The sequence below is a fragment of the Allomuricauda sp. d1 genome, assembly GCF_039592695.1.
GTDB lineage: Bacteria > Bacteroidota > Bacteroidia > Flavobacteriales > Flavobacteriaceae > Flagellimonas_A.
The window spans coordinates 637619-661590 of record NZ_JBBUTK010000002.1 but is presented as its reverse complement, the minus strand read 5'-3'; the positions used below and the strand labels follow the sequence as shown (position 1 = coordinate 661590).

Below are 23972 nucleotides of genomic sequence, written 5' to 3'. Positions count from 1 at the left end.
TACGATTTTAGAATCACGATTTTAGATTATCAAACTTCATGGTTTGAAATTCTTTCTCGCATTACATACTTCTAAAATCAAATATTTTCAATTTTTGTTCAATCAGTTTTATATCTTTCAATCACACTTCGTAAATCGCACCTCCAAAATCAGTAGTGACACTTGCCACATTCCAATCCACCCATCTGTGCCGCGGTCAATTTATCAACACCATACTTCTTCGAAAGCTCGTCATGTATTTTTTCATAATACCCGTTGTTGGCCACTTGTACCTCAGTTTCACGGTGACAGTTGATGCACCAGCCCATGGTCAATGGTGAATATTGGTACATGATTTCCATCTCTTCCACTGGGCCGTGACAAGTCTGGCACTCAATGCCCGCCACTGAAACGTGCTGTGAATGGTTGAAGTAGGCAAAATCGGGAAGATTGTGGATGCGCACCCATTCCACAGGTTGGGTTTCACCGGTATAACGCTGTTCTTCCTCATTCCAGCCCACGGCTTTGTATAATTTTTTGATCTCTTTGGTGTAAAATTCATTGGTGTAGCCGTTTGCCAAATCCTCGGCTGTGGGACCTTCAGGATTACCCGTGTACTCATAAATGGATTTGTGGCAGTTCATACAAACATTCAGCGATGGAATGCCCGAATGCTTTGACACCCTTGCCGATGAATGGCAGTACTTGCATTCTATTTTGTTGTCGCCGGCATGTATCTTGTGCGAGTAGTGAATTGGCTGCACGGGGGCATACCCTTGATCAACACCAATTTGCGACATCCACTCATACGCATAATAGGCACTGCCCAACAGTAAAAAAATGACAGTCACCAAAACCAAGAATTGGTTTTGTGCAAAGGCTTTCCAAATTGGGGTACGTTTCTCTGCATCTGCCTTGACCACTTGCACACCATTGGCTTCGGCAATTCGCCGCAAGGTACGATTGACCAAAAACAGCATAATGACCAAGATGCCAAAAACAAGGGCAAGCGCTCCTAGAATAATACTGTTCGAAATACCGCCGCCTTCTCCACTGTCCGCTACAGCTTCACCAGCCGCAGCGGTTGGCTGGGCTGGAGTGGCTACGGGCGCTGCCGTGTACGCCAAAATATTGTCAATATCCTCATTGCTGAGGGTCGGAAAAGCGGTCATCGCCGCTTGATTGTATTCGTTATAAATCTTGTTGGCGTATGCATCACCAGAAGCAATCATGCCCGCACTGTTCTTGATCCACTGGTACATCCACTCTTTGTCCAAACCTTCTTCTTCGGCCAGTCGGGTTTCGACATTGGCCAAGGCCGGGCCTGTCATCTTTCGATTCAAAGCATGGCAAGCGGCACAGTTCTGGTTAAAAAGTTGCTTTCCGGCTACTGGGTCTCCGCCAAGGTCTTCGGCAGTAGCCTCGGCTGCAGGTTCTTCAGCTACAGCTTCATCCTGAGCCAGTGCGGGTGAAAAAAAGAGTGGGAGAAGTAGAAAACTTAGACCAAAAACCAGTAAAAATTGAATGCGGTTCAAAACCTTTTTCATGCTAGTGAAATCTTGGCACAGTAATTTCAATTGACAACGTGTGAGTTAGTAATTACCGTGGTTCAAATCGTGCACAAAAATACGATACGCCAGCAATTTTTAAAATGTTAAGGGATTTATAATCCACAATTTATAATCAGTCTAAATAATAGGGTTTTTAATCCCATCATATTTAAAGAATTACATTTGTATTTTGATGCAAAAGCTATATTGTAAGCCTATGAAGAGTGTATTTTTTTCCGCAGCTTTTTTTCTTTTTTCTTTTGGGATTTTGGCCCAGGAAGGCCAGATAAACATCGAAAAAGATTCTAGAATCGATGAATTGGTGAAAGCTTACACTGCAGTTCACTCAAAATCAGAATATTATCAGATTCAGGTCGGTTTTGGAAACTACCAAAAGGCACTCAACCTTAAGACCAAGATCGATGAAGATTTTCCGAATATGCCCTCTAAGATTGAATTTGAATCGCCTACCTATCGGGTACGCGTAGGCAAGTTCAAAAACCGTCTTGAGGCCGAGCGCAAATATCTTGAAGTGCGTAAAAAATATCCGAATGCCATGTTGTTGAAGCCTGAGTGAGGTCGGATGTATAATGCCCGGTGCTGGGTGATGTTTTTAAAGTCGAAGGTTATGATCAAACATCGAACTACTAGCATCGTGCACCAAACATCAAAGTTTCTTCTTCACCGCCACCTCTTGGAACGCCTCAACGGTATCGCCTTCTTTAATATCGTTGTAATTCTTGACCTGAAGACCACATTCATATCCTTTGGCAACCTCTTTCACGTCATCTTTGAAGCGTTTCAATGAGGCCAATTCACCAGTGAAGACCACAACACCATCGCGTATTAATCGAATCTGGGAGTTTCTAAAGATTTTGCCGCTGGTCACCATACAGCCTGCAATGGTACCGATTTTCGAAATCTTGAAGGTCTCACGAATCTCGGCCGTACCTGTCACCTCTTCTTTCATTTCAGGTGACAACATGCCTTCCATCGCATCTTTGAGATCATTGATGGCATCGTAAATAATGGAGTATGTACGGATATCGATTTCTTCCTTGTCGGCAATATCCCTCGCATTGCCCATAGGTCGTACGTTGAAGCCGATGATGATGGCATCGGATGCGCTTGCCAACAACACATCTGATTCGGTGATGGCACCGACACCTTTATGTATGATGTTTACCTGTATCTCATCTGTGGAAAGTTTCTGGAAGGAATCTGTCAGGGCTTCCACAGAACCATCCACATCACCTTTCAAAATAATGTTCAGCTCTTGGAAATCACCCAAAGCGATTCGCCTTCCGATTTCATCCAAAGTGATATGTCGTTGTGTACGAACAGATTGTTCACGCTGTAATTGTGAACGCTTGGAAGCAATTGATTTGGCTTCGCGCTCGTCTTCCAACACATTGAACTTGTCACCTGCCTGTGGTGCACCATCCAACCCTAAAATAGAGATAGGGGTTGCAGGACCTGCTTTTTTCACATCTTTTCCACGCTCATCTTGCATGGCCTTGATTTTACCGCTGTGGGTGCCTGCAAGCACATAATCGCCAATTTCAAGCGTACCTTCTTGCACCAAAATCGTGGAAACATAGCCGCGGCCTTTATCCAAGAATGCCTCAACCACAGTACCGTTGGCCAATTTATCGGGATTTGCCTTCAATTCCAGCAATTCAGCTTCCAGCAAAACCTTCTCTAAAAGTTCTTTGACACCTTCGCCTGTTTTGGCCGAAATGTCATGTGATTGTATTTTTCCTCCCCAGTCTTCCACCAACAAATTCATACTGGCCAGACCTTCTTTGATTTTATCAGGATTCGCTGTCGGTTTATCAATTTTATTGATGGCAAATACAATGGGCACCCCCGCTGCCTGGGCATGGCTGATGGCCTCTTTGGTCTGCGGCATGATGTCATCATCTGCAGCAACTACGATGATGGCGATATCGGTCACCTGTGCTCCTCTTGCCCGCATCGCGGTAAAGGCTTCGTGACCTGGAGTATCCAAGAAAGTAATTCGTTGGCCGTCATTCAAGGTTACACCATAGGCACCAATATGCTGGGTGATGCCTCCGCTCTCACCGGCAATGACATTCTCTTCACGAACATAATCCAACAACGAGGTTTTACCATGGTCAACGTGACCCATAACCGTCACGATAGGTGCTCTGGGCTGTAAATCTTCGGGAGCATCTTCCTCAATTTCAATCGATTCTTCGATTTCGGCGGTGACAAACTCAACTTCATAGCCAAACTCTTCTGCCACAATTGACAGCGTTTCAGCATCCAATCTTTGGTTCATGGTCACCATGATGCCCAATGACATACAAGCCGAGATGATTTCGGTGGTCGAGACGTTCATCATTGTCGCAACCTCATTGACGGTCACGAACTCGGTCACCTTCAGAATCTTGCTCTCAAGTTCTTGTTGTTCAATTTCTTGCGCCGTTTGCTGACGGTGCTGGTCGCGTTTTTCTCTACGATATTTAGCCCCTTTGCCCTTGCTTGATTTGCCCTGAAGTTTCTCAAGGGTCTCGCGAACCTGCTTTTGTACTTCTTCTTCGGTAGGCTCTACCTTTGGTGCGCCCGCACGTTGGCCCCTTCTGTTTCCTCCCCTACCGTTACCGGATGCATTTTGGTTCGGCTTGCTGACAATACGTCTTCGCCTACGCTTACGGTCTGAACCAGAAGCAGCGTCGTTTTTCTTCGACTCTTCTTTCTTTTTTTTGGGCTTATCAAATTTTGAAAGGTCAATTTTATCGGTAATCTTGGGGCCATCCAACTTTTTGTATTGGGTCTCGATGGTCGCGGGTTCAGCCTCTTGCTGTTTTTTGGGCTCCTCTTTCTTTGCCGTTTCCGGTTTTGGCGCTTCTTTTTTTGGAGCAGCTTTTTCTTCTTTCTTTTCTTCTTGTACCTTTCTGTCTTCTAAGGAGCCAGACTTTTTTTCCAAATCGATTTTACCGACCGTTTTTGGCCCTTCAAGCTCAACTTTGGCCTGAACCACCTCAGCTTTGGCATTACGGCGCTCTCGTGCGACACGGCGCTCTTCGAGCTCCTGCTCCATCTGTTGGCGAATCTCCTCTTTCTCTTTCTGCTTCTCTTCGGCTACTTCTTTAGAGGCCACACGTTTGCTCTTGTCAGTCTGAAACTCATCCAACAGTACTTGGTAAACCTCATCTGAAATCTTTGTGGTAGGCCTTGCCTCAACATCATGCCCCTGAGAGTTAAGGTAATCGACGGCCCTGTCCAAAGAGATGTTCAATTCCCTGAGAACCTTATTTAATCGTATCGTTGGATTTTCAGCCATATAACCTTTCTACCCTTGTTTTTTGGTTGTGCAAATATAATCTAATCTTCAAACTCTGACTTCAGTATGCGCACTACCTCAGCCACGGTCTCTTCTTCTAAATCGGTACGCTTGACAAGATCTTCGGCATCTTGCTCCAATACACTGCGTGCCGTATCAAGACCTATCTTTCTAAATTCTTCAATGATCCATGAATCGATTTCGTCTCCGAATTCGGTCAACTCCACATCTTCTTCAACGCCTTCGCGATATACATCTATTTCATAACCAGTCAATTGGCCTGCCAAACGAATATTATGGCCCCCACGACCAATGGCCTTTGAGACTTCTTCTGGTTTTAGAAATACCTGCGCGGTCTTCTTTTCATCATCGAGCTTAACGGAAGTTACCCTAGCTGGGCTCAATGCCCTTGTCACCATCAATTGTGGATTGTTCGTCCAGTTGATGACATCAATATTTTCATTGCCCAGTTCACGAACGATGCCATGAATACGTGAGCCTTTCATACCGACACAGGCACCCACAGGATCGATACGGTCGTCATACGAGTCAACGGCCACCTTTGCTTTCTCCCCAGGAATGCGCACTGCCTTCTTAATGGTAATCAGGCCATCGAACACCTCGGGTATTTCTTGATGGAACAACTGCTCTAAAAACTTGGGCGATGTTCTTGACATGATGATGGCAGGTTTGTTGCCCTTCAGCTCTACACTCTCAATGATTCCCCTGACGTTGTCTCCTTTTCTGAAAAAATCAGATGGAATCTGTCGGTCTTTGGGCATGATAATCTCATTGCCCTCATCATCAAGAAGAATGATTGCCTTATGGCGTATGTGGTGTACTTCGGCCGTATAGATCTCACCTTCAAGATCTTTGAACTGTTTGTAGATGGTGGTATTGTCATGCTCATGTATTTTGGCAATCAAGTTTTGTCGCAATGCCAAGATGGCCCTACGGCCCAGGTCTTTGAGCTTCACTTCTTCAGACACATCTTCACCCACCTCAAAATCAGGTTCGATCTTTCGGGCCTCTGAAAGTGATATCTCTTCATTGGGTTCTTCGACTTCACCGTCTTTGACAACAACTCTGTTTCTCCAAATTTCCAAATCTCCCTTATCGGGATTGATGATAATGTCAAAATTATCATCAGAACCAAACTTTCTTTTCAGCGCACCGCGGAAGACTTCTTCCAATATCGCCATCAAAGTTACCCTGTCAATGAACTTATCGTCCTTAAATTCTGAAAAGGATTCAATAAGCGCCAGATTTTCCATGCTACTTAATAATTAAAATTTTAAAACCACTTTTGCTTCTTCGATATCAGAAAACGCAATCTCTTGCCGCTTCTGTACTGTATGCTTGCCCTTGCCAACGGGTTTCGGTTCTCGGGCTTTCCACTCCAATACTATATGTTCTTCATCGGCCTCGGTCAGACTGCCTTCAAACTCACCCTCTTTTGTCTTGACCTTTAACTTGCGGCCTATATTCTTTCTATACTGTCGGGGCAGTTGCAAGGGTGCAATCGCACCAGCTGAGGTCACCTCTAACGAAAAGTCATGCTCGTCACGGTCAAGCTCGTGCTCAATACCCCTACTGACCGCAATACAATCTTCTAGGGTCACCCCGTTGTCACCATCTAAAACTACCTTTATTTTATGATCATTTGTTATCGACAAATCAATTAAAAAAAGTGATGGTCGTTGCTCAAGTGCCTTTTTCAAAAGTTCGGTGACCTTATCGCCCAGCATAAAATCAAGTAATAAAAGAGGGGACTCGAAGTCCCCTTATGAATACCTTTATATCCGTTCAGTGGTGCAAATGTACTATAATTACATTTCTTACACAACCAAGGGACGGGAATAAAAAATCCCAACTTAAATGGTTGGGACTTTCTTCGTTGGCCTACTAGGACTCGAACCTAGAATGACTGGACCAAAACCAGTAGTGTTGCCAATTACACCATAGGCCAATACCGCAAATGCGGGTGCAAATTTAAGACAATCTTTGGTTACACCAAACAAATTTTGACCTCAATCACCCTTGTTCTGCTGTTAAAGGTTTTGAAAAAACACCAGACCGTATCCCGTTTAATTGCTAAATTCGCCCCACGCTTAACAACGACCTATGTTCGCGAACGACTTCAAAAAATGGGATACCCTACTCGGTTGGGCATCCTTCACCATTGCGCTTATCGTTTATGCCCTGACCGTAGAACCCACGGGCAGTTTTTGGGATGCTGGTGAATACATCAGTACTTCTGCCAAATTGCAGGTGGGCCACCCCCCCGGGGCACCGTTGCTGCAAATGATCGGGGCCTTTTTTGCTTTGTTCGCATTTGGCAATGAAACGAAAATTGCGTTGATGGTGAACTGTGTTTCTGTGGTATCAAGCGCCTTCGCCGTGTTGTTTACCTTTTGGACGATTACCAACCTGACCCGAAAGCTGATATCCTCCAAGAAAAAATTCAACAACAATAAAGCTTTAGCTGTACTGGGCAGCGGAATGGTCGGTGCATTGGCCTTCACGTTTTCCGATAGTTTCTGGTTCAATGCCGGCGAAACCGAGGTATATGCCATGGCCAGTTTTATCATGGCACTGTTGCTGTGGCTAGGGCTTAAATGGACAGATAGTCTGGAAGAACCAAGAGGGCATCGTTGGCTGCTGTTGATCTGCTTTGTGGTCGGACTCACCTTCGGAATTCAATTTATGGGGTTTTTGGCTATACCTTCCATCGGGTTATTGTACTATTTCAAAACCTATAAAAAGACCACAGCCAAAAACTTTTTGCTCGCCAACATAGCTGTCATCACAGTCTTGATTCTGGTCTATAAATTTTCGCTGACCTATGTATTGAAATTATTCGGATGGAGCGAGATTTTCTTTGTCAACAGCATCGGCCTGCCTTTCAATTCGGGCACCATCATCATGGGGCTGTTGTTCGTGGCGGCGTTTTACTTTACACTTAGATACACCCGAAAGAATAATTTTCAGACGGGAAACCTCATCACCTTGTCTCTGATGTTTTTAATTCTGGGCTTTTCGTCTTGGCTGATGTTGCCCATTCGTGCCAATGCCCAAGTTGTGGTAAATGAGAACAACCCTGAAGATGCACGTTCTTTGTTGGCCTATTACAACAGAGAGCAATACCCAGGGGTCGATAGCCCCATTTACGGTGCCTATTTTTCTGATACGTTTGCAGAACCCGGTGATGATATTGACGACCAGCCCAAATATGAAAAGGATGAAAAACTGGGCAAATATGTCATTGTCAACCATTACGAAGGCGCACTTCAAGGCCCGAACAAAGAACATGTCGGTATTCTACCCAGATTATGGAGCGAACAGCATGCCGAAAATTACATGCAATACTACGGCGCGCTTGAATTCAAGATCAAACCGGAATACATCTCCAACAACGAGCTGCGAAATGCGGTGAACCAGTTTCGAAATGCCTACGACTCTGGTGAAATTGATGCCGAGCAATACATTCGCTTTTTGAGGGAGTTCAGCGACTATATTGAGGTTGAACCTCCGACCTTGGCGCAAAACATCAGATATCTCTTTGATTTTCAATGGGGCTATATGTACATGCGGTATTTTATGTGGAATTTCGTTGGGCGCCAGAACGATGTACAGGGGCGCTTTGATGACAACGGCCAATGGCGAAGTGGCGTCGGCTTTATCGACAGCTTTTTCTTTGGTAGCCAAAAGAACCTTCCGCAAGATTGGCTCGACAACAAAGCCCGAAACACCTATTTCTTTTTGCCGTTGCTTTTGGGCATCATCGGCATTGTCTTCCAGATTTCCAAAAATCCAAAACAATTTTGGGTGCTTTTTGTGTTCTTTATGTTCACGGGGCTGGCGATACAATTTTATACGAATCCATATATATTCCAACCTCGAGAACGAGATTATTCATTGGTAGGCTCTTTTTATGTCTTTGCCATTTGGATCGGCATCGGCGCCTATGGACTTTTCGATGAGGCTCGAAAACTGCTCAAGGGCAAACTGGCCGCCCCATTGACCATCGGTCTGTGTCTTTTGGCAGTACCTTTGTTGATGGCCTACCAAAACTGGGACGACCACGACCGCTCCAATCGAAAAACGGCACGTTCTACCGCCAAGGCCTATCTCGATTCTTGTCAACAAGATGCCGGGGCCATTTTGTTCACCATTGGCGACAACGACACATTTCCGTTATGGTATGTGCAGGAAATTGAGGGCCACCGTACTGATGTACGTATTGTCTGCACCAGCCTTTTCGCCACTGACTGGTACATTGACCAGATGAAACGTCAGGCTTATGAGAGTGCGCCCATACCTTCACAATTGACCCATGACAAGTACAGTTACGGTACCCGCGATGCCATTTACTATCAAGGGGTGACCGAGAACCGTTGGAACATAAAGGATTTTATGGATTGGGTGGGCAGTGACAAACCACAGACCAAGTTCAAATATTTGTTGGAAAAACAAGGAGCAGACCTGAGCCAATATTCCAAAAGCACCCAAGAGATTGTGTATTATCCCACCAACAAGATACGAGTGCCCGTCAACAAGAAAAATGTCATTGAAAGTGGATTGGTCAAGGAAAAGGATTCAGCACTCATTGTCGATTATATCGATATTGATCTGCCACAGAGCGCTTTGACCAAGCAACGTATTTTGATGCTAGATCTATTGGCGAACAACGACTGGAAACGCCCCATCTATTTCTCTGGCGGAAGCTTTGACAGTGCAGAATACCTGTGGATGAAAGACTATCTGCAACTCGACGGACTTGTCTACAAGCTCGTGCCGATAAAGACCGAATACGAGGGTATTTTTGACATGGGCCGCATAGACAGTAAGTTGATGTATGACATTGTCAAGAAGTGGGAATGGGGAAATTCAGGCAACGACGGTATCTACCATGACCCCCAGACCCGTTCACAGGGCATTTCATTCCGCGGCAACTTGGCCCGCTTGATGGAAACGTTTATCAACGAAGGTGAAATCAACAAGGCTAAAGAGGTCATTGATATCACCATGGCCAACATACCCGTTGAGCACTTTGCTTTTTACACTTTTGTCGAGCCTTTTGTGGATGGATATTATAAGGTTGGAGAAAAACAGAAGGCCCGTGAGCTATTTCACAAATTGATAGCCATCTACCAAGACCGTTTGGAATACTATGCGGGCATCCCTTACGATGAGCAATATGATAAAATCGAGGATATACTTTCTGATATGGAAGCCTATCGAAGAAACCTAGACATCCTTATCGAGAACCAAGACCAAGAACTGGCACAAAAGGAAACCCTGATTTTCAATGAGTACATTGACAGGTTCACACAATTTATTGGGGATGAACCAGAGTTTTTAGAAGAGCCCGAACCTATTCTTGAAGACCCAAATGCCTTGGATACGGTTGATTTGGATGCCGTACGAACTGAGGATGACACCGTACCTCCGGCAGACGTTCTAGGTGACACGGTCGAGGATTAGTTCTGCTGGTTACGATAATTATTTCCTTTTGGGAGTGAGTGGACAATTAAGTTGTAAGTTTAGCGGGTTTAAGGGTGTAAAAATTTATAAGAAAACTGCCCCCTTCTTGTCTCCGACAAGCAAACCATGAAGCGAGAGGAAGACATAACTTTGGGGTGTAAAACAAAAAGCAGATTTGCAACAAAATCTGAAATTCTTCAACTTATAAACACATAAACATTTAAACCGCTACGGAAAATGAATAGATTCACGCCGTAGTCTATGCTGAGGGTAGCCTAATCCGTGGGAATAACAACAATAAATTGATTAAATGTACTCGTTGAGTATGCCGATAAGCGTATTGGCATCTTGCTCACCACTTTGGCGCCAAACCATTTCCCCTTTTTTGTAGATCATCAACGTTGGCAACCCTTTTATTCGAAGTGCCTGCGAAAGCTCTTTGTTTTTATCAACATCAATCTTTATGACCTTGCCCTTGTCACCCAAAGCGGCTGCCACATCACGTAGCACAGGGTGCATGGCCGTTGATTGTTCGTTCCATTCCGCATAGAAGTCCAACAGCACAGGAATGTTTAGGTCGATAAGTTCGCCAAACTTTGACATATAAAACGATTTGGTTCTCAGGCCAAAAGTAAGAAAAAATGTTAAAGTTTTACATCAAGTGAGGGCTTTGACAATCTGATTGTCGTTAAATTCACGTTAAGAGTTTGCGTTGAAACTTATAATTGGAATATTCATAGAAATTATTTGATGCAGTATGAGGCAATCCCGAAGCTTCGGGATTAAGCATAGCCTTAGCTACGGTTCAAAATTTCAACGAAATAATGTACAAAAAGGAGCATGAACAAACGATTGATACCTTTCTAAGCAGACTCTTGGGGTTTCTTCTTTAATGTTATGACTGAAATCTCGGGCCATATACCCACGCGGCCAGGGTAGCCAATAAAACCAAACCCACGGTTGACATTGATAAACTGGCCCAGCTCTTCGTAAATGCCTGCCCAATACTTGTAACGCCATTTTACAGGGCTCCATTTGATCCACCCCGGTATTTCAATACCGAACTGCATGCCGTGTGTGTGGCCACTTAAGGTAAGGTGGTAATGATAGTCATCGCTGATGACCTGCTGCTCCCAATGTGAGGGATCGTGGCTCATCAGTATTTTAAAATCATCTTTTTCAATTCCTGAGGATGCTTTTTTGAGGTCTCCCGCTTTTTTGAATCCCCCTGCGCCCCAGTTCTCAACACCGACCAAGGCAATTTTTTCGCCATTTTTTTCAAGGTAACGGTGCTCGTTCATCAAAAGATCAAAACCCATACCTTTTTGAAGTACTTTTAAGTCTTCGAGGTTTTTTGTTTTGGCCTCTTCGGTTTCCCAGCTCACGTAGTCGCCATAATCATGGTTTCCCAAAACGGAAAACTTTCCATCTTTGGCATTCAAAGTGCTGAACAACTCTTTCCAAGGCACCATTTCAGCGGCCATATTGTTGACCATATCCCCAGTAAACAAAATCACATCGCTCTGTTGTTCATTAATGAGGTTGACTCCGTACTCAATTTTCTTTCGGTCATCAAAACTGCCACTGTGTATGTCAGATATTTGTGTAATCTGGTATCCGTCAAAAGCTTCGGGCAAATCATCAAACTCCAATACATATTTGAGCACTTTGTAATTGTACTTGCCCTTGTACATGCCCCAAAGCAACGCCCCGAACGGCAATGCCGCGATACCCAGGGCCAGCACGCTCAAAAAACGGCGGCGGGTGGGGATGCTGAATTCTTTTTCTGATCCGAACAGCTTCTGGTAAAGGCCGGTAAAAATCCTGAAAATATCCTCCCCAAACAAAAACAGGATAGTAATCATCTGAAATGAAAGCATTGCCAGCAAAAAACCAAAGGCATAACTTTTTGGCCTGCTCAACACACGGCCAGAATCTGCCCATGAAAATTGATAGATAAAATTACCCAGCACCAAAAGACAGACCACTATGAAAAGGTAGTGCAACCAGGGTTGTCTGGCCGCTGTTTTTATGGCCTGTAGCGAATAAAACCCTAAAATCAAATAAATCAAAATAAAGATGGTCCATCGAAGCATGTACAAATATATTTCTTTAACATTTAGCCGTTTTGCTTTTTCACATTATTTAACGGCCTGTACAATTTGACGAATGGTTTCGGCATTCGTTACGGCCACATGATGCTCTTGTAAATGCTTTTGAGCGTTCATGGGGATTTTTCGACTGATGGAAACCTCATTCACAAAACTTGTTCCCGAAAGATGAACGGCTTTTAGACCTGCTTTCTTGAACTTTAAAATATTCTCAGGAAGTATTCCTGCGCCTGCCATGAGGGTCACCTGGGTCTGCTGCTGCCATTTTTTCAAATTTTCTAGACCGTTTTCAGCAGTCAAGTGCTTACCAGAAGTCAAAATCGTATCCACGCCTATATCTTCCAATTGTCTTAAAGTTTTTACTGGATTGGGAACCCAATCGAATGCTCGATGAAATGTAAAATGTAAGGGCTTTGTCATCTCGATCAATAATCGGGTTCGTTCCAAATCGACAGAAGCATCCTTCTGCAAAACCCCAGAAACAATACCATTGATTCCTATTTTCCTGCAAAATCCGATATCGGCTTTCATCACCTCAAATTCAGTATCGGAATAGGTGAAATGACCGCTTCGAGGGCGAATCAAAACATGAACAGGAATGGACAATCGCTCCTTGACCAATTTGATAATACCATAGGATGGGGTTATTCCACCAACACCCAATTCAGAACAGAGCTCGATTCTATCGGCGCCAGCACTTTGGGCATTCAAGGCAGACTCTAGTGAATTGCAGCAAACTTCTACAAGCATTAAATATCCTTTTTGTGATTCCCGCTTGCACTTCGACGGCGCTCAGTGTGACAGCGGGAATCCAAAGATAGAAGTATAGCATACAAATTGGTATATTCAATCAAAATTTGATTCCATGAAAAGACGCAAGTTCTTAAAAAATTCAAGCTTGTCAACAGCAGGGCTGATTTCTGCCCCCGTATTGGCCTCGTGCCAAGAAGCAACATCATCGGCAACTACGACGTATGAAAACGTCAAACCTATAGTCATCGCTACTTGGAACGTGCCCAATGCTACAAACAAAGCTTGGGAAGTGTTGGAAAAGGGAGGAACTGCTTTGGACGCTGTTGAAGAAGGGGTAAAAATGGAAGAGGCCGACACCAACAACCAATCTGTAGGGAAAGGAGGTCGTCCAGACCGTGACGGCAATGTTACTTTGGACGCCTGCATTATGGATTCAAAAGGAAATTGTGGAGCGGTCGTTTATCTGCAAAATGTGACCCATGCGGTTTCGGTGGCACGCAAAGTAATGGAAGATACCCCCCATGTGATGTTGGCGGGAATTGGCGCAGAACAGTTCGCCTATGAACAAGGCTTTCCAAAGGAAAATTTACTGACGGAAAAATCACGATTGGAATGGGAGGAATGGAAAAAGGAATCCAAATACCAGCCCGTCATCAATATTGAGAACCATGACACCATTGGCATGGTTGCCATTGATTCTGAAGGAAACATTTCCGGAGCTTGCACCACCAGTGGCATGGCCTACAAAATGGCGGGGCGCGTCGGGGATTCTCCTATTATTGGGTCAGGACTTTTTGTGGACAATGAAGTGGGTGGAGCTGCCGCAACGGGACAAGGCGAAGAAGTCGTAAAAACAGTAGGGAGTTTTTTGGTGGTGGAATTGATGCGGCAAGGGCGTTCACCACAGGAAGCTTGTGAGGAGGCTGTCGCTCGTATTGTGAAAAGCAATCCCAACCACAAAAGCTTTCAAGTAGGTTACATTGCCATCAACAAAAATGGGGAAACGGGTGGGTACTGCATCCATTCCGGGTTTTCATATCGGGTGTATTCCGAAGAGGGGCACAGAAATATTGAATCGGAGAGTTTCTTGTGAGGATTTCAGCTTTGAAGGGTAGGTGAAGAAAATGTTTTGACACCCCTAACCCTTAGACTGCACTTCGACTCCGCTCAGTGTAACACGCTCAACATTACACATTCAGGATGACATCCTCAAGGGATAATTCATCTACTAAAACTTTGTACTTTTAGGATTTCGTACTTCTTATTTTGTACTTCTAACTTTCAAAAAATGTCTGACCAAAAACGCCTTTTTCTTTTAGATGCCTACGCCTTGATTTTTAGGGGCTACTATGCGCTCATCAAAAATCCGAGAATCAACTCAAAGGGCATGGACACCTCGGCCATCATGGGGTTTATGAACTCGCTTTTCGATGTCATCAAACGCGAACAGCCCGACCATTTGGCCGTGGCCTTTGACAAGGGCGGCAGTGTTGAGCGTACCGAAATCTTTGAAGACTATAAGGCCAATCGTGATGAAACCCCTGAGGCCATCCAAATTGCGGTGCCCTACATTCAAAAAATATTACAGGCGATGAAAATTCCGATTGTGGAGTTGGAGGGCTACGAGGCCGATGACCTTATCGGCACCATCGCCAAACAGGCCGAAAAAGAAAATTATAAGGTTTTTATGGTGACCCCAGACAAGGACTTCGGGCAACTCGTCTCTGAGAATATTTTCATGTACCGCCCGGCTCGAATGGGCAATAGCATCGAAATCTGGGGCATCCCCGAGGTGCAGAAACGTTTTGGGGTCGAACGCCCAGAACAGGTCATTGATTATCTGGGCATGATGGGTGATGCGAGCGATAACATTCCTGGCCTGCCCGGGGTCGGCGATAAAACCGCTAAAAAATTCTTGGAGCAATTTGGCTCTATGGAAGGGCTTCTGGACAACACCGACCAGCTCAAGGGCAAAATGAAGGAAAAGGTTGAAGAAAATGCTGAACTCGGCCGTTTGTCACGCACCTTGGCCGAAATAAAAACCGACTGCGACGTTACTTTCAGTGCCGAGGATTACAAAATGTGTCCCCCTGATGCCCAGGCTGTCCAGGAAATTTTCGAGGAATTGGAATTCAGGAGACTCAAAGAGCAGTTCATCAAAATATTTTCTGGAGAAGCAGAAGCCACCACTCAGGTTACTAGCACACCAACGGCCAAACAAGAGGCCAAAGCGGCCGGTAGTGGCCAATTTACCTTGTTCGGTGGAGACCCTTCTGAGGCACCTGCAACCATCAAAGACATTAACAGCCGACAAACGATTGCCGATATCTCCCATTTTTATCAGATGGTTCAGAATGGTCTGGGCATGGAATTGTTTTTGGAAAACCTGATGAAACAACCTTCGGTCTGTTTTGATACGGAGACCACTTCCATCAATCCGTTGGAAGCCGAACTCGTCGGTATTGCGTTCAGTTGGGGCGCAGGCAAAGGGTTTTATGTGCCATTTCCTGAAGAAAAAGAAAAAGTAACCGTGCTGATTGAAAAACTACGTCCTTTTTTTGAATCTGAGTCCATCGAAAAAGTGGGTCAAAACCTGAAATATGACATCAAGGTCATGCAACGATACCATGTAGAGGTCAAGGGAAAATTGTTCGATACCATGCTGGCGCACTATCTCATCAATCCTGATATGCGGCACAATATGGATGTGCTCTCGGAGACCTACCTGAACTACACGCCCGTTTCCATCACCGAACTCATCGGCAAAAAGGGAAAAAACCAATTGAGCATGCGCGATGTTCCGTTGGACAAACAGACCGAATATGGCGTAGAGGATGCCGATGTCACCTTTCAACTGGCCACACATTTTCGGCCTGAACTTGCCGAGGCAAAGACCGAGAAACTTTTTCAAGACATAGAGGTGCCTTTGCTGAGGGTCTTGGCCGATATGGAAAGCGAGGGTATCAACCTTGACGAAGCATTTTTAAAAGACCTCTCGACCACGCTCGAAGCGGACATCAAAAATCTGGAACAGCACATTTACGAAAAGGCAGGGCAGGAATTCAATATTGGCTCTCCAAAACAATTGGGTGAGATTTTGTTCGATAAGATGAAACTGGTCGATAAGCCCAAAAAGACCAAAACGGGGCAATATTCCACTTCAGAAGATGTACTTTCCTATCTTGCCAAAGACCATGAAATCATTCAAAATGTGTTGGATTACCGTGGTCTTACCAAGTTGAAAAGCACCTATGTGGATGCGCTGCCCGAACAGGTGCAAAAAAGTACGGGGCGGGTACATACCGATTATATGCAGACCGTGGCCGCAACAGGGCGCTTGAGCAGTAACAACCCAAATCTTCAGAACATTCCCATCCGTACCGAACGGGGTCGGCAAGTGCGCAAAGCGTTTATTCCACGTGATGAAAACTACATGTTGTTGGCTGCGGATTATTCACAAATCGAGCTCCGTATTATTGCCGCCCTGAGCGAGGAAGATACCATGATCTCGGCCTTTAAAAATGGGGAGGATATTCATGCGTCCACAGCATCAAAAGTATTCAATGTGCCCATCGACGAAGTGACCCGTGAGCAGCGTAGCAATGCCAAAACAGTGAATTTCGGAATCATTTATGGGGTTTCTGCCTTTGGGTTGAGCAATCAGACCGACCTCAGTCGAACGGAAGCCAAAGAATTGATTGAGACGTATTACAAAACCTATCCGAAACTGCGGAATTATATCAGCGATCAAATTGATTTTGCCCGCGACCACGGCTACGTACAGACGGTTTTGGGCAGGCGTCGCTATTTAAAGGATATCAATGCCGGCAACCAAGTGGTGCGCGGTGCAGCAGAACGCAATGCGGTGAACGCCCCGATTCAAGGCAGTGCGGCCGACATCATCAAAATAGCGATGATCAACATCCACAAAAAACTTTCCGAAGGCAATTACAAGACAAAAATGCTGCTGCAGGTACATGATGAATTGGTATTCGATGCCTACAAGCCCGAACTTGAAGAAGTGAAATCCCTTATCAAAACCGAAATGGAAAATGCCTACAAACTTGCAGTACCCTTAGATGTTGAAGTAGGCATTGGTGAAAACTGGTTGGAGGCGCATTAAAATAGTTTTTAGTATATGAAGCAGAGTGTTCAATATTGGGGTTCTTTCTTACTAGTTCTTTGTGTTGCCACTACTTCATTTTCCCAACAAAAAAGTCCAAATATCATTTATTTTTTGGCCGATGATTTGGGCTATGGCGAGATAGGGGTTTATGGCCAAGAGAAAATCAAGACTCCAAATATTGATGCTTTGGCGGCATCGGGTATGCGATTTACCCAGCACTATTCGGGTGCTCCCGTGTGTGCCCCAGCACGCTACATGTTGCTCACCGGAAAACACGCAGGCCATGCCTACATTCGAGGCAACGATGAATGGAAAGAGCGGGGTGATGTATGGGACTACGAAGCCATGTTCAAAGATTCTTCTTTGGAAGGACAACGACCCATTCCCGAAGAAACTGAGACCTTGGCCGAACTCCTAAAAACCAAAGGGTACGCCACGGGCATATTTGGCAAATGGGGGCTTGGCGCACCCCATACCGAGGGAGCGCCGAACCAACAGGGCTTTGATGAATTTTACGGGTACAATTGTCAACGCCAAGCGCACAACCTCTATCCGACCCATCTTTGGCATAACGAATCAAAAGTCATATTAAACAACGAACTGATGGCTCCCCATCAAAAATGGGACAGCCTTTCAATTCAAAAAAAGGATGGATTTTTTGAACGCTTTATCCAGAAAGATTATGCGCCAACTTTAATACACGAAAAGGCCCTTTCGTTTATTGAAACCCATAGAGAAGAACCTTTTTTTCTCTATTATGCCTCGCCCCTTCCCCACTTGCCTTTGCAAGCCCCATCAGAATTAGTGGAGCAATACAGAAAAGTATTTGGGGAGGAAGAGCCTTACTATGGAGATAAAGGCTATTTTCCCAATAAATATCCCCGAGCAACCTATGCCGCAATGATTACCTACCTCGACCAACAGTTGGGCGAATTGGTAGCCAAGTTAAAGACATTGGGGCTCTATGAAAATACATTGATCATCTTCTCAAGCGACAATGGGCCTACTTACACAGGTGGGGTCGATTTTGATTTTTTCAATAGTTCTGCACCCTTCGAAAATGGCCATGGAAGAACCAAAGGTTTCGTTTATGAAGGGGGTATTCGAGTGCCCATGATTGCAAGTTGGCCCGATTACATCAAAGCGGGAACTACAACGGACCATACTTCCATTTTTTATGACGTACTTCCCACCATTTGTGATGTGGTGGGCATTGAAAAACCCAATGCCATGGATGGACTAAGTTTTATGCCTACTTTATTGGGAAAGCTACAACTTGAACATGAGTTTCTGTATTGGGAGTTTCCCAGTTACAAAGGGCAACAGGCCATGAGAATGGGCAAATGGAAAGCGGTTCGAAAAAATATTTTTGAGGGAAATATGAACCTTGAATTGTACGACTTGGACGCTGATATAAAGGAATCTCTGGATGTATCAGATGCCCATCCTAAAATAGTTACGAAAATGGAAGCCATTATGAAACAGGAACATACACCTGCTTCTAACTCCAAATTTCATTTTAAAGAATTGGGAGATGACTAAAACTGAAAGGGAAAACATTTATAAAGTGGCTGTGCCGCTGAATGTAGATGTTGGTACAGGCGAAAATTGGTTGGAGGCGCATTAAAATCAATTTCATGAGAGCCAAAATCTTCATTTTATTGTGTTTCATACTCACAAGTTGTAGCTCACAAAAATCATTGACACACTGGGAAACTGGTCAAATCCAAATAAAACAACTCACCCAGAACACCTATCAGCACATCTCATTTCTGGAAACTGAAAGCTTTGGTAAAGTAGCCTGCAACGGACTTATAATAAAAAATAGCGATGAAGCCTTGGTTTTAGATAGTCCAGTAAGCAACGAAGATTCCAAAAAACTGATTGCTTGGGTAGAGGAACAACTCAATTGTAAGATTATAGGAGTCGTGGCCACACATTTTCACGATGACTGTATCGGAGGGCTGGATGCCTTTCATGATTTGAATATCCCTTCTTACGCCAATCAATTGACTCTTGAGTTTATTGATGAAAAAAAATATACCCTCCCAGAAGTAGGTTTCGAAGAATCCAGAGATTTGAACGTCGGAGAAGCCGTGGTACAACTACGTTTTTTAGGGCAGGGTCATACCTATGATAATATTGTAGGTTACTTTTCCAAGGAAAAAGTGTTGTTCGGGGGTTGTTTGGTAAAAGCGATAAATGCTCCCGAAGGTTTTATCGGAGATGCCAATGTTGATGCTTGGCCCAATACGGTCAAAAAAGTAAAAACTACCTTTCCTGAAATGGAGATTGTTATTCCTGGTCATGGTGATGCCGGCGGAAAGGAATTACTGGATTATACCATTGAACTTTTCACCAAGCATTAAGTTACACTTAGACAAATCCCCAATTATAGCCTACACATTACCTTTTCACAATCGGCAAACGAATTTCGGAGGGATATTTTGAAGAATGGTGCACCTTATTGTGCGCCACTACAGCTTTCGTTTCATCATAGTTTTTTCCGCCTGTGTTCAGGTTCCGTGAAAAACGGGGAAAATTACTGCTGGATATTTCAACCCTGATGCGGTGGCCCTTTTTGAAATAGTTACTTGTGGCCATCGGTGTCAAATCAATTCGATACACTTCCCCTTCCTCCATAAATACCTCCTTGTCATAACCTTCACGATAGCGTACCCGTTGTATGGTCTCGTCAAGATTATAGGCACTACCATCGGGATGCACATCTATCAGCTTGATGGTAAAATCGGTATCCTTTACATCAGAGGAAACATAAAGTGTGGATTCGATGAAACCAGAGACCTCGACACCCTCTTCCAACGGTTCGGTGGTATACACCAAAATATCATGGCGTGTTTCTATGGCACTTTGGTCAAAAGCACCGCCTTCAACCGCGTTGCCCATACAACATACATTGCCACCGTATGAGGGCACGGGGTTCATGGGGTCGTAGGTAAAGGCATCATAGCTTTCTGCAGCCTCAGACTTTTCAGCGGTCAGCTTTCCATCACCGAAAAGACTGTTGGCGTTGCCCCCACTGCTCAGATAGTAACTCGTCATTACCGCATTCGCAGGTGGCCATGTTTCAGAAGATTGCCAAACATTGCTCCCCATGGTATAGTATTGTACCCGAGGTGTTTTTTGCTTAAAATCATTTTCTTTGCCATTTAGCCAAAGGTCAAACCAACTATATATCTGCTCATCATAGTTGAGTCGTGCATCGCCTACACTACGTTCACCAACCATGGTGTTTTCGGTGGCTCGGGTATACCTGCAATGCAGCACGGGGGCAATGACCAAATATTGGTTCTCACGCACCTCTGCATCTTTGGCATTGTTCCGCACGTGGTTGAACAAGGCGATGTTCGGGCTGATGGAAACGTCGTACCAAGAAGCGAACCAAAAGCTGGGCACACCAAAATCCATGTCATCGTGATAGAGCCCTCCCTTGTACCAATCCTCATGGTTGGGGTGGCGGCGCACCATCTTGTCAAAAATATCCCGTTTGCCATGGACGTTCTGTAGAATATCTTGAACGGGTAGGTGATAAAACTTCTCTTTCCAGTCTACCTCGGGATTTTCAGGGGCCAAATCATAAAATCGTGATATTCGAATCAAGTCTTCTTGGGTGGCCTCTTTGGGAATTCGAGGTTTGAACTTGTCATGCTCAACCCCGTAGAGCCATGAAAAGAACAATAGCTGTTCCGCTCCGCCCCGGTACCAATTGCCCTGTTCGTAATAATCGCCCACACGACCGACACCGGCCCCATAACCTTGGGGGACCATAGCGGCATGTGATGGATGGTCCAAGGCAGCTACGGCCATTTGCCATTCTGCAGTGGACGAACAACCAAGCGTTCCTATTTTACCATTGGACCATGGTTGGTCCTTCATCCAACTAAAAGCATCATAACCATCGGTCAACGGTGTGCCAAGAATGTCCCATTCCCCTTCAGAAAAATAGCGTCCCCTTTCATTCTGTACCACATAAGCATAGCCCCTTTTTACCACTTCATACGCCCTTTCTGCCGTGCGTGTTTGCTTTTCGCCATCGCCCCATGAGTTGAAGTTATAAGGAGTGCGCGAAAATATTATTGGGTATTTGCCATCACCCTTGGGTCGATAGATGTCCGTCGCTAGGCGTATACCATCTCGCATCGGCATCATCACCTTTTGGTCAATCACAGCAATTTCCGCCAGCTTTTCGAAGATATCATCTTGTGCGGATACACAAATGGTACTGAACATCATGAAAAAAAGAATCGTTGAAAGTTTGCCTTGAGTCATCATAAGTGCCAGAATTTGATTACGGTATAGTTTCAAGGTACTAAAAATCTGCTTCAGTACAGATATTAAAATTCATGGTAGAAATTAGAGAAATAAAAAAGGCACCGAAATCGGTGCCCTTCTTTTCAAGAATTATTGTTTTCTTTTTTAGTTTCCAAAGCTGTTGGCCAAACGAGGTCTTGGCTTTTGGGTTCCTTTGAACAAATCGGTCAAGCCTTTAAAACGCTTGCTCAATTTGTAGGGGGCAAAGTCAAACCACAACTTCACTTCAGCAGCTTCGTTACCTTCAACGGTCAAGCCGTTTTCAATGGTAAAATCCAAATGATCGAACTCATTGGCAGCTTCGGTCACCCCATCGCTATAGGTAAAACGGTTGTTTTTGCCCCCCAAATAAAAACGTAGGGTAGCATACGAGCCTTCTGGCAGATTGACCACACTACGTGATCTCAAAAAATGCCCAGAGGCCCAACCTCTGATAGGTAACGGGTTTTGACCCGGAAAATCTAAAATATGGTGTTCGTTGCCCGCTTCGTCAAAAGCAGTGATTTTTATAAGGTTTAATTCCATTTCAGAAATCCCAAGTTCGGTGGCCATATCGTTTTTAAGAATCATTTCTTTGATACGTCTGCCACTATTATCCCATTGCCCTACTACACCGGATGGAAATGTCATCGCTTGCCATACTGTCGGATAAAATCTTGTCTTTTTCATAATATTAAATTATACGGTGCAAAGATGCGATGCTCTTCTGACAGGAAAATCAATACAATTATCCAATTTCTATGCTGTATTGTCTCAAAGTAGGGTTTTTAAGTATTTTTTGGGATAAAAATTTACAAATCAAAGTTTTAGACCCTAATTTTAAACCTTGTAAATCAATAAAACGAATAGTCATGAAATTTTTCCGAAATGTTGCTGTGTGCTTACTGTTTATCCTGCTTTCTGGTTGTCAGCAAAACCAATCCAAAATTCAGGATACTGACCAAAAACAACAAGAGTTGTTATCGGCATTGGATACGTTCAACAAAGCGTTTGCTGAAAGCGATTTGGCAACATTGGATTCTATGGTAACGGACAATTATTTGCACACCAACAGCAGTTCGAAAGTGATTGGAAAAGCAGATTGGTTCAATTATCTCAAAAAACGTGACAAAAACATAAAATCAGGAACTGTTGAAGTCTTGGAGTATCAATTGCAGGATACAAAAATAGAGCATCACGGCACTACCGCTGTTATCACGGGCAAGGTGTTTGTATCAACAAAGGACAGTCTAGGTGTCAAAGAAAACCAATACCGTATCACCAACCTGTGGGTCTATAATAGCGGCGTATGGAAACGAGCTGGATTTCACGATGGAAAAATAGAATGATAATCGAATATGGTGGCTATTGCACATACACCAACCGAAAACCGGTATGCTCCAAACCCGTATCTGGCGTAGAACTCATTCGAGCAGCGGCTCGGTAGCCCGTACAATAGCTTTCACTGCATAAAAAAGAACCGCCTCGGATCACTTTTTGCTGCTTGGGGTTCACGTAGTTGGCAAAATAACCGTTCTGACGCTTATCAGGCATTTCATACGCATTGGGGTGATAAGTGTCAAGGCACCACTCCCACACATTGCCGGCCATATCTGAAAGTCCGTTTGCATTGGGTGGGAAGGAACCCACTGACGCAGTTTTTTCAAATCCGTCTTGTGCGATGTTTTCCATAGGAAAAGTACCTTGATGAAAATTGGCATGATTGGTAGCAACGGAAAAATCATTTCCCCATGGATAAATGGCATTCTGGTCCGCACTGGCAGCATACTCCCATTCGACTTCGGTGGGCAAACGCTTTCCCATCCAATGGGCATAGGCCATCGCATCGTACCACGATACTTGAACCACGGGGTGGTTCGCTTTAACCTCAATGGAGCTTTCAGGCCCATACGGATGCTTCCAATTGGCGCCTTCTTTGAATTTCCACCAGAGCTGCGGATTCGTTTTATCAAAAATCAAAGCTCCGGGAGGGTAACTTTTTCCTTCCAATTCAATTTTCCTTTCGGCGGTCGTCACATATCCTGTGGCATCAATAAACTCTTGAAACTGGGCATTGGTCACTTCGGTGGCGTCCATCCAAAAAGTGTGCACCGTTTCACTGTGCCTGGGGAGTTCATCGGGCCTCGCCTGCTCTGAGACACCGCCCATCATAAAACTGCCACCCTCAATCTTTGCCATGCCCGCAGTTTTGTTATCGTATTCTTTCTGGGGAAGTTTTGATATTTCCTGCAAGTAGGTCCAATGGGCACTCAAAGGTTTATTGGCAACTATCTGGACTATTTTTTCAACTGGCTTCGGTTGTTTTTTACAACCGCTGAACAAGC

The 23972-nt window shown here is 44.5% G+C and carries 17 protein-coding genes and 1 tRNA gene; 7 read left to right on the top strand and 11 right to left on the bottom strand.

Features of this window, described 5'->3' with window-relative positions; translation table 11 throughout:
- Positions 1-149 precede the first annotated feature (149 nt).
- A complete protein-coding gene (locus tag AAAH86_RS10130) occupies positions 150-1526 on the bottom strand; it encodes a cytochrome c3 family protein (protein WP_343487482.1) in 1377 nt (458 codons plus the stop codon).
- 220 nt (positions 1527-1746) lie between these two features.
- On the opposite strand from AAAH86_RS10130, the gene AAAH86_RS10125 reads away from it, so the two are divergent.
- Positions 1747-2106, top strand: coding sequence for an SPOR domain-containing protein (locus tag AAAH86_RS10125; RefSeq protein ID WP_343487481.1), 360 nt, complete (start codon positions 1747-1749; stop codon positions 2104-2106).
- A gap of 90 nt (positions 2107-2196) precedes the next feature.
- Here the strand turns inward: AAAH86_RS10125 and infB are convergent, their stop codons facing one another.
- From infB to AAAH86_RS10105, 4 genes are all read right to left on the bottom strand, one after another.
- Positions 2197-4839: a translation initiation factor IF-2 gene (gene infB / locus AAAH86_RS10120; protein WP_343487480.1), complete on the bottom strand. Its 2643-nt coding sequence runs from the start codon at positions 4837-4839 to the stop codon at positions 2197-2199.
- Positions 4840-4880: 41 nt separating this feature from the next.
- Complete coding sequence (gene nusA, locus AAAH86_RS10115; protein WP_343487479.1) at positions 4881-6113, bottom strand: transcription termination factor NusA; 1233 nt, start codon at positions 6111-6113, stop codon at positions 4881-4883.
- A gap of 12 nt (positions 6114-6125) precedes the next feature.
- Entirely contained in the window at positions 6126-6587 is a 462-nt protein-coding gene (gene rimP / locus AAAH86_RS10110) for a ribosome assembly cofactor RimP (protein ID WP_343487478.1), read from the bottom strand.
- A 149-nt stretch (positions 6588-6736) separates the two neighbouring features.
- Positions 6737-6808: transfer RNA gene (locus tag AAAH86_RS10105), tRNA-Gln, on the bottom strand.
- Between the two features lie 155 nt (positions 6809-6963).
- On the opposite strand from AAAH86_RS10105, the gene AAAH86_RS10100 reads away from it, so the two are divergent.
- Positions 6964-10326 (top strand): DUF2723 domain-containing protein, encoded by a 3363-nt coding sequence (locus tag AAAH86_RS10100; RefSeq protein WP_343487477.1) that lies wholly within the window; start codon positions 6964-6966, stop codon positions 10324-10326.
- 306 nt (positions 10327-10632) lie between these two features.
- Here the strand turns inward: AAAH86_RS10100 and AAAH86_RS10095 are convergent, their stop codons facing one another.
- The 3 genes from AAAH86_RS10095 to AAAH86_RS10085 form a co-directional block, all read right to left on the bottom strand.
- Positions 10633-10929, bottom strand: a complete 297-nt coding sequence (locus AAAH86_RS10095; protein WP_343487476.1) for a thioredoxin family protein — start codon at positions 10927-10929, stop codon at positions 10633-10635.
- Between the two features lie 260 nt (positions 10930-11189).
- The gene (locus tag AAAH86_RS10090) at positions 11190-12422 is read right to left on the bottom strand and encodes a metallophosphoesterase (protein ID WP_343487475.1); all 1233 of its coding nucleotides are present in this window, start codon (positions 12420-12422) and stop codon (positions 11190-11192) included.
- A 45-nt stretch (positions 12423-12467) separates the two neighbouring features.
- Positions 12468-13187 carry a copper homeostasis protein CutC gene (locus AAAH86_RS10085; RefSeq protein WP_343487474.1) on the bottom strand — a complete coding sequence of 240 codons (720 nt, stop codon included), beginning with the start codon at positions 13185-13187 and terminating at the stop codon, positions 12468-12470.
- Between the two features lie 115 nt (positions 13188-13302).
- On the opposite strand from AAAH86_RS10085, the gene AAAH86_RS10080 reads away from it, so the two are divergent.
- From AAAH86_RS10080 to bla, 4 genes are all read left to right on the top strand, one after another.
- A complete protein-coding gene (locus AAAH86_RS10080) occupies positions 13303-14283 on the top strand; it encodes a N(4)-(beta-N-acetylglucosaminyl)-L-asparaginase (protein WP_343487472.1) in 981 nt (326 codons plus the stop codon).
- Positions 14284-14478: 195 nt separating this feature from the next.
- Positions 14479-17313, top strand: coding sequence for a DNA polymerase I (polA, locus tag AAAH86_RS10075; RefSeq protein ID WP_343487471.1), 2835 nt, complete (start codon positions 14479-14481; stop codon positions 17311-17313).
- A 15-nt stretch (positions 17314-17328) separates the two neighbouring features.
- Positions 17329-18858, top strand: a complete 1530-nt coding sequence (locus AAAH86_RS10070; RefSeq protein ID WP_343487470.1) for an arylsulfatase — start codon at positions 17329-17331, stop codon at positions 18856-18858.
- A gap of 95 nt (positions 18859-18953) precedes the next feature.
- The gene (gene bla / locus AAAH86_RS10065) at positions 18954-19685 is read left to right on the top strand and encodes a subclass B1 metallo-beta-lactamase (RefSeq protein ID WP_343487469.1); all 732 of its coding nucleotides are present in this window, start codon (positions 18954-18956) and stop codon (positions 19683-19685) included.
- Between the two features lie 37 nt (positions 19686-19722).
- Here the strand turns inward: bla and AAAH86_RS10060 are convergent, their stop codons facing one another.
- The gene (locus tag AAAH86_RS10060; RefSeq protein ID WP_343487468.1) at positions 19723-21609 is read right to left on the bottom strand and encodes a CocE/NonD family hydrolase; all 1887 of its coding nucleotides are present in this window, start codon (positions 21607-21609) and stop codon (positions 19723-19725) included.
- A 144-nt stretch (positions 21610-21753) separates the two neighbouring features.
- A complete protein-coding gene (locus AAAH86_RS10055; RefSeq protein WP_343487467.1) occupies positions 21754-22317 on the bottom strand; it encodes a hypothetical protein in 564 nt (187 codons plus the stop codon).
- Positions 22318-22499: 182 nt separating this feature from the next.
- Here AAAH86_RS10055 and AAAH86_RS10050 point away from each other — a divergent pair, with 182 nt between their 5' ends.
- Positions 22500-22976, top strand: coding sequence for a nuclear transport factor 2 family protein (locus AAAH86_RS10050; protein WP_343487466.1), 477 nt, complete (start codon positions 22500-22502; stop codon positions 22974-22976).
- Between the two features lie 16 nt (positions 22977-22992).
- Here AAAH86_RS10050 and AAAH86_RS10045 read toward each other — a convergent pair whose 3' ends face one another.
- Positions 22993-23826, bottom strand: a complete 834-nt coding sequence (locus AAAH86_RS10045; protein WP_343487465.1) for a formylglycine-generating enzyme family protein — start codon at positions 23824-23826, stop codon at positions 22993-22995.
- Positions 23827-23972 lie beyond the last annotated feature (146 nt).